Here is a 6197-nt window from a genome sequence, read left to right on the forward strand (position 1 = left end):
TCTCGTGGGCTCGGAGAGTTGTATAAGAGACAGGACCCCGACCACGCCCAGGCCGCCCCGGCCGCCCCGGCCACGCGCGCCGCCATCCCGCGCCAGAGCGCCGCGGCGGCCGTCCCGCTGCCGCTGCGGGAGAGCGCCGAGATCCAGGGCGACATCCTGGCCGGCTTCAAGAAGGACCACGTCCAGCTGCTCTTCCTCACCTTCGGCGACGCCGCGAAGGCCCGCCGCTGGCTCGGGCGGCTGCGGCACCGCGTCGCCAGCACGCGGGACGTGGCCGCGTTCAACGCCAACTTCAGCCGCGCCCGCCGCGTCGCCGCCGGCACCGACCCCGCCGACCTCAAGGCCGTGTGGCGGTCGGTCAGCTTCACCTTCGGCGGTCTGACCGAGCTGATCGGGGGGCCGCCCATCACCGACATCCCGTTCGGCACCACCCAGCACGCGTTCCAGCAGGGCGCCGCGGAGCGCAAGGACATCACCGGCGACACCGGGCGGAACGACCCCGGTGGCTGGCTGTTCGGCGCCTCCCAGAACGATCCGGTGCACGCGGTCCTCACCGTCGCCGCCGACCGGCCCGGGGACCTGCGCGCCGCGCTCGACGTGGAGCACGAGGAGGCGGCGGCCCACCGGGTGGCCATCGCCTTCGAGCAGTACGGCGCCACGCTGGAGGGCGTGCGCCGCGGCAAGGAGCACTTCGGCTTCAAGGACGGCGTCAGCCAGCCCGCCGTGCGGGACTTCGACGAGCCGGAGGCGGACGACCCCGACCACCAGAAGGGCAAGCCGGGGACCAGGATCATCCCCCACGGCGAGTTCGTGGTCGGCGGCCCGACCGACAACCGGCCGCAGCCGGGCCTGCCCCCGTGGATGCTCCAGGGCTCCTTCCACGTGGTGCGCCGGCTCGGCCAGGACGTCCCCGGCTGGTGGGCGCAGGTCGCCGACCAGCTGGAGATCCTCAAGGCCAAGGGCGCGGTGCCGCCCGAGGCGACCAGCGAGTGGCTGGCCGCCCGGCTGGTCGGCCGCTGGCGCTCGGGCACGCCGGTGGCCAAGAGCCCCGACACGGACCTCCCCGCCCACCCGGGCGCCGAGACGGACAACGACGTCAGCTTCGCTGACGACCTGGAGGGCCGCGTCACGCCGCTGTGCTCCCACGCGCGCAAGACGAATCCGCGCGACGGGCTCAAGGTGCGCCCCGAGGACCGGGCGACCGTCGCGCAGAAGGGCGCGCTCGACGGGACGCGGATCATGCGCCGGGGCATTCCGTTCGGCATGCCCTTCGACCCGGCCGGCGGCCCCGGCAACGGCCCGGACGCGCCGCGCGGCATGATGTTCGTCTGCTACCAGGCGGACCTGGTCGCGCAGTTCGAGTTCGTCCAGCAGACCTGGATCGACGGGGAGGACTTCCCCGAGCGCCCGGCGAAGGTCGGCCGCGACACGATGATCGGCCGGGAGGGCGAGGTCTCCTTCCCCGCGGGCGGCGAGGGGTCCACCGACAGCGTCCAGCTGAGCATGCGGCAGTTCGTGCGGACCGAGGGCGCCGTCTACGCCTTCGCGCCGTCGCTGCCGGCCCTGAAGGACCTGGCCGCGGGCAAGGTCCCGCCCGGCGGCGCGCCGCCCCAGGAGCTGGTCATCACCGCCCCCCACCCGATCAGGCGGGGCGAGGTGCTGAGCTCGGGCAAGGCCAGGCTGCGCTTCCGCGACTCGACGGGGGACCTGACCGTGCACGACGAGAACGAGGAGTTGCGGTGGGACTCGCGGCTCAACGACCCCGACGCCATCCGCGGCGAGTTCAGGACCGGGGGAGAGCTGGTTCTGCACAACGCGGCGGGCGAGGCCCTGTGGTCCACCCCCACCGCCGGGAACCCGGGGGCCACCCTGGTCCTGCGGACCGACGGCGACGTGGTGATCCGCGCGGCGGACGGCACCGTGCTGTGGCACACGGACACGGCGCACTGAGGTGTGACCCGGGGGTGCGATGACACGGTGGCGCGGGGGCGCCGCGGTCAGTGCCGTGCGGTCAGCTTCCGCAGCGGCCCGTCCAGTTCGCGCCGGTAGAAGTCGATGAAGCCGTCCGGGTCGGGCCCCGCGTTCTGGAGGACCAGGTGGTCGAAGCCCGCGTCCACATAGGGCTGCGTGACCTCGGCGAACCGGTCGGGGTCGGTGCCGCAGGCGAACTGGTTCAGGATGTCCTCCTCCCGGACGGTCTTCGAGGCGGCCTCGAAGTTGGCCGGGTTGGGCAGTTCGCTCATCACCTTCCAGCCGGTGACCGCCCAGCGGGAGGTGGCCAGGGCGGCCCGTGCCCCCGTGCCCGCGTCGGGGGCCCAGGCCATGGGCACCTCGGCGTAGCGGGGCCCGGCGCCGCCCGCCTCCCGGAAGGTGTGCACCAGTGAAGGCTTCGGCTCGGTGGCGAACAGGCCGTCACCGAGCTCTCCGGCGATCCGCGCCGCCTCAGGACCGCCCGCGGCGACCGCGAGCACGGGCGGGGCCGAGGGCAGGTCGAAGACCCGCGCGTCCTCCAGGGACAGGTGGCGCCCCTCGTACGACTGGTACCCGCCCTGCCACAGCAGGCGGATGATCTCCAGCGCCTCGCGCAGCATCTCGTGCCGGACCCGGGCCGCGGGGAAACCCCGGCCGGTCACATGCTCGTTGAGGCGCTCCCCCGCGCCGACGCCCAGCGTGAACCGTCCGTCCGCGACCAGCGCGAGGGTGGCCGCGGCCTGGGCGATGATCGCGGGGTGGTACCGCATGGTCGGGCAGGTCACGCCGGTGGCGAGGCCGATGCGCTCGGTCCTGGCCGCGATCGCGCCCAGGACCGTCCAGGCGAACGGGGAGTGCCCCTGGTTGTCGAGCCAGGGGTGGTAGTGGTCGCTGATCTCGACGAAGTCGAACCCGGCCTCCTCCGCGCACACCGCCTGACGGATGAGCTCGGCCGGGCCGAACCCCTCGGCCGCGAGCTTGTAACCGATCCGCATCTCCGCTCCTCTTTCCCGTTTTTCCCGCTTTCGGCTTTTCCGTCTACCCCTGGGGCACGGTGCCAGTCCGGCGCGGGCCGCCCCGGCCGACAGGCCGCCCGCCGCGCGGCGTGTCCTTCCGATGGCGCAGTGCGCGGCGATCTCCCGGCGCGAGCCGCCGCGGTGAGGGGGCTTTTGGGGGGGATATGGGTGGGATTCCCCGCGCGGAGGGGTGTCGTGACCATGAAGATTCCCCGCTGGTCAGACCAAGTAAAAGGATTTATCAGTTCACTTCTTGAAGGCGAATTCCCAAGTAGAGCGCTCTCAAAAGAATTTGGTGTGATCTATTGACGCCTCAGATGCGGAGCGGTTAACTCCCACGCAACATCGCCGGAACCGGTTCCGGAACCGGTGTCGGCGCTGCCGCCCCGTGCCGTGCGGCAGCCTGGTCAGCGTGCCGAGGAGTCCGTCCCATGCGTGTCACCATCGCCGATGTCGCCCGTAACGCGGCGGTCAGCAAGACCACCGTCTCGCGTGTGCTCAACGGCAAGGGTGAGGTGGACTCCGAGACCGCCGACCGGGTCCGCGCGGTCATCGCCGAGCTCGGGTACGTGCCGAGCTCCCGCGCCGTCGGCCTCGCCCGCGGCAACAACCGCACCCTCGCCATGCTGGTGCCCTCACTGACCTGGCCCTGGGTGGGCGAGGTGCTCCAGGGCGTCGCGGACACCGTCGAGGCCGCCGGATACGGGCTGTTGCTCTTCACCTGCAACCGCGGTGAGGTGTCGATGGCCCAGTTCACCAGCCAGGTCTCCGCCCGCGCCTTCGACGGCGTGCTGGTCATCGAGCCGGAGAACACGCTGCGTTCGATCGCCGCGCTGCACCGCCAGGGCCTGCCGCTGGTCATGGTGGACGACCGCGGCCAGCGCCCCGACTTCCCCTCGGTCTCCACCACCAACGCCGAGGGCGCCGCGGCGGCGGCCGGCCACCTGCTCACCACCGGGCGGCGGGCCCCCCTGATCATCACCGGGCCGCGGCACTTCGGCTGCGTCCAGGACCGCCTCTCCGGCTTCCTCGGCGTGCTGCGCGAGCACGGGGTGCCACAGCCCGTCGTCCGCACCGCCGAGGGCGACTTCACCGTGCGCTGCGGGCAGACCGTCATCGAGCGCGCGATCGCCGAAGGCGTCCCCTTCGACTCGGTCTTCGCCCACAACGACCTCAGCGCCACCGGCGCACTCCACGCCCTGCGCGCCGCGGGCAGACGCGTCCCCGACGACGTCGCGGTGATCGGCTTCGACGACATCCCGATCGCGGCCTACACCGAACCGCCCCTCACCACGGTCCGCCAGCCCATGCGGGCCATGGGCGAGGCGGCTGCCCGCAGGATGCTCGACCACCTCGGCGGAGTGACCCCGCTGGAGGCGGCTCCCACCGTCCTGCCCACCGAGTTCGTCATCCGGTCCTCCGCCCCCGGGTGACGGGTCCCCCCGACACGCTCCACCGCACGGTTCCCACCAGCACAGACCACCGGGAGTTTCCCCATGAGAGTCCGCGCGCGTTCGCGCCGCACCATCACGACCGCAGGCAGCGCCCTGCTGGCCCTCGCGGTCCTGGCCGGCTGCTCCGGCTCCTCCGGCCCCGAGGGGCCGGGCAGCGGCGGCACCGGCGTCCTGAACGTCGGCATGCCCAACGGCCCGCAGGCCAACAACAGCAACCCGTTCCTGGACACCTCGGCCGGCGCCTCGCTGGGCTACCGGGCCATGATCTACGAGCCGCTGGCCATGACGAACGTCGTCAGGCCCGAGCAGGAGCCCAAGCCCTGGCTCGCCTCGGAGTGGCAGTGGTCCGAGGACTTCCGGCAGGTGTCCTTCACCATCCAGGACGGGCCCACCTGGTCCGACGACGAGGAGTTCAGCGCCGAGGACGTGGCGTTCACCTTCGAGCTCCTGATGGGGAACGACGCGCTGAACACCATCGGCATCCCCTACGAGGACGTGGTGCTCGACGGGAACACCGTCACCGTCTCGTTCGGGGCCTCCCAGTTCGTCAACCAGAACCGGATCCTCGACACCTACATCGTCCCCGAGCACATATGGTCCGAGATCGACGTGCCGGAGACCCACGAGAACCAGGAGCCGGTGGGCACCGGCCCCTACGTGCTGGACACCTTCACCCCGCAGACGGTGACGTTGACCCGGCGCGACACCTACTGGCAGGACCTCCCGGCGGTCGAGGAGCTGCGCTACACCTCCTACAACGACAACAACGCGCAGACCACGGCCCTGGCCAACGGCGACAGCGAGTGGTCGTTCGTCTTCATGCCGGACTACGAGAACGTCTTCATCAACCGGGACCCCGAGAACCACAAGCTCTGGTTCCCCACCGGCCTCGGCATCCACGGGCTCTGGATCAACAACGAGCGCGAGCCGTTCGACGACCCGGAGCTGCGGCGCGCGATGAGCATGGTCATCGACCGCCAGGCCATCCACGAGCAGGCGCACGCCGGCCTCTACCCGGCGCTGGAGAACCCGACCGGCCTGCCGCTGCCCGCCGGTGAGTCGTTCCTCGCGCCCGAATACCAGGGCACCACGCAGGAGATCGACGTCGAGGGCGCCCGCCAGGTCCTGGAGGACGCCGGCTACGAGCTCGACGGCGACACCCTCAACACCCCCGAGGGCGAGCCCGTCAGCCTGACCCTGATCGACCCCGCCGGCTGGTCGGACTACCTGACGGCGCTGTCCATCATCTCCGACAACCTGGCCGAGATCGGCATCGAGGCCACCGTCGAGACCCAGACCGTCGACGCCTGGACCAACGCGGTGAACGCCGGCGGCTTCGACGCCACCCTGCACTGGACCAACACCGGCGCCACCCCGTACGACATGTACCAGCACATCATGGACGGGGCGAACTACAAGCCGATCGGCGAGGCGTCCCCCGCGGGCAACTTCGGCCGCTTCCAGAGCGAGGAGGCCGACCAGGCGCTCCGTGACTACGCCGAGGCCACGAACGAGGAGACCCGCACCGAGGCGCTGTACACGCTCCAGCGCATCCTCGTCGAGGAGGTGCCCATGATCCCGACCGTCGCCGGGCCCATCGGCGCCGAGTACAGCGAGAAGAACTGGGTCGGCTGGCCGACCGAGGAGGACCCCTACGCGCCTCCGCAGCCCACCCAGCGCGGCGCGCTGGACGTGGTGCTGCACCTCGAGCCGGCCAACGCGGCCGACTGACACCGGCACAGCCGGTCCCCTGCCC

4 protein-coding genes are annotated in these 6197 nt (G+C 71.8%); 3 read left to right on the forward strand and 1 reads right to left on the reverse strand.

Annotated features, from left to right (window positions below; all coding sequences use genetic code 11):
* A partial coding sequence (locus tag ADY01_RS31470) for a Dyp-type peroxidase (protein ID WP_324613427.1) occupies positions 1-1950 on the forward strand: 1950 nt, incomplete at its 5' end.
* A 47-nt stretch (positions 1951-1997) separates the two neighbouring features.
* Here the strand turns inward: ADY01_RS31470 and ADY01_RS31475 are convergent.
* A complete protein-coding gene (locus ADY01_RS31475) occupies positions 1998-2966 on the reverse strand; it encodes a TIGR03557 family F420-dependent LLM class oxidoreductase (protein ID WP_049580130.1) in 969 nt (322 codons plus the stop codon).
* Positions 2967-3418: 452 nt separating this feature from the next.
* On the opposite strand from ADY01_RS31475, the gene ADY01_RS31480 reads away from it, so the two are divergent.
* Positions 3419-4420, forward strand: coding sequence for a LacI family DNA-binding transcriptional regulator (locus ADY01_RS31480; protein ID WP_049580131.1), 1002 nt, complete (start codon positions 3419-3421; stop codon positions 4418-4420).
* A 63-nt stretch (positions 4421-4483) separates the two neighbouring features.
* A complete protein-coding gene (locus ADY01_RS31485; protein WP_049580132.1) occupies positions 4484-6172 on the forward strand; it encodes an ABC transporter substrate-binding protein in 1689 nt (562 codons plus the stop codon).
* Positions 6173-6197 lie beyond the last annotated feature (25 nt).

It is taken from the genome of Streptomyces sp. SBT349 (assembly GCF_001083795.1).
Taxonomy (GTDB): Bacteria; Actinomycetota; Actinomycetes; order Streptomycetales; family Streptomycetaceae; genus Streptomyces.

Excerpts from the sequence above, each read along its gene's own strand:
- ADY01_RS31485 (WP_049580132.1), top strand. The coding sequence starts at position 4,484 with ATGAGAGTCCGCGCGCGTTCGCGCCGCACCATCACGACCGCAGGCAGC.
- ADY01_RS31475 (WP_049580130.1), bottom strand. The coding sequence starts at position 2,966 with ATGCGGATCGGTTACAAGCTCGCGGCCGAGGGGTTCGGCCCGGCCGAG.
- ADY01_RS31480 (WP_049580131.1), top strand. The coding sequence starts at position 3,419 with ATGCGTGTCACCATCGCCGATGTCGCCCGTAACGCGGCGGTCAGCAAG.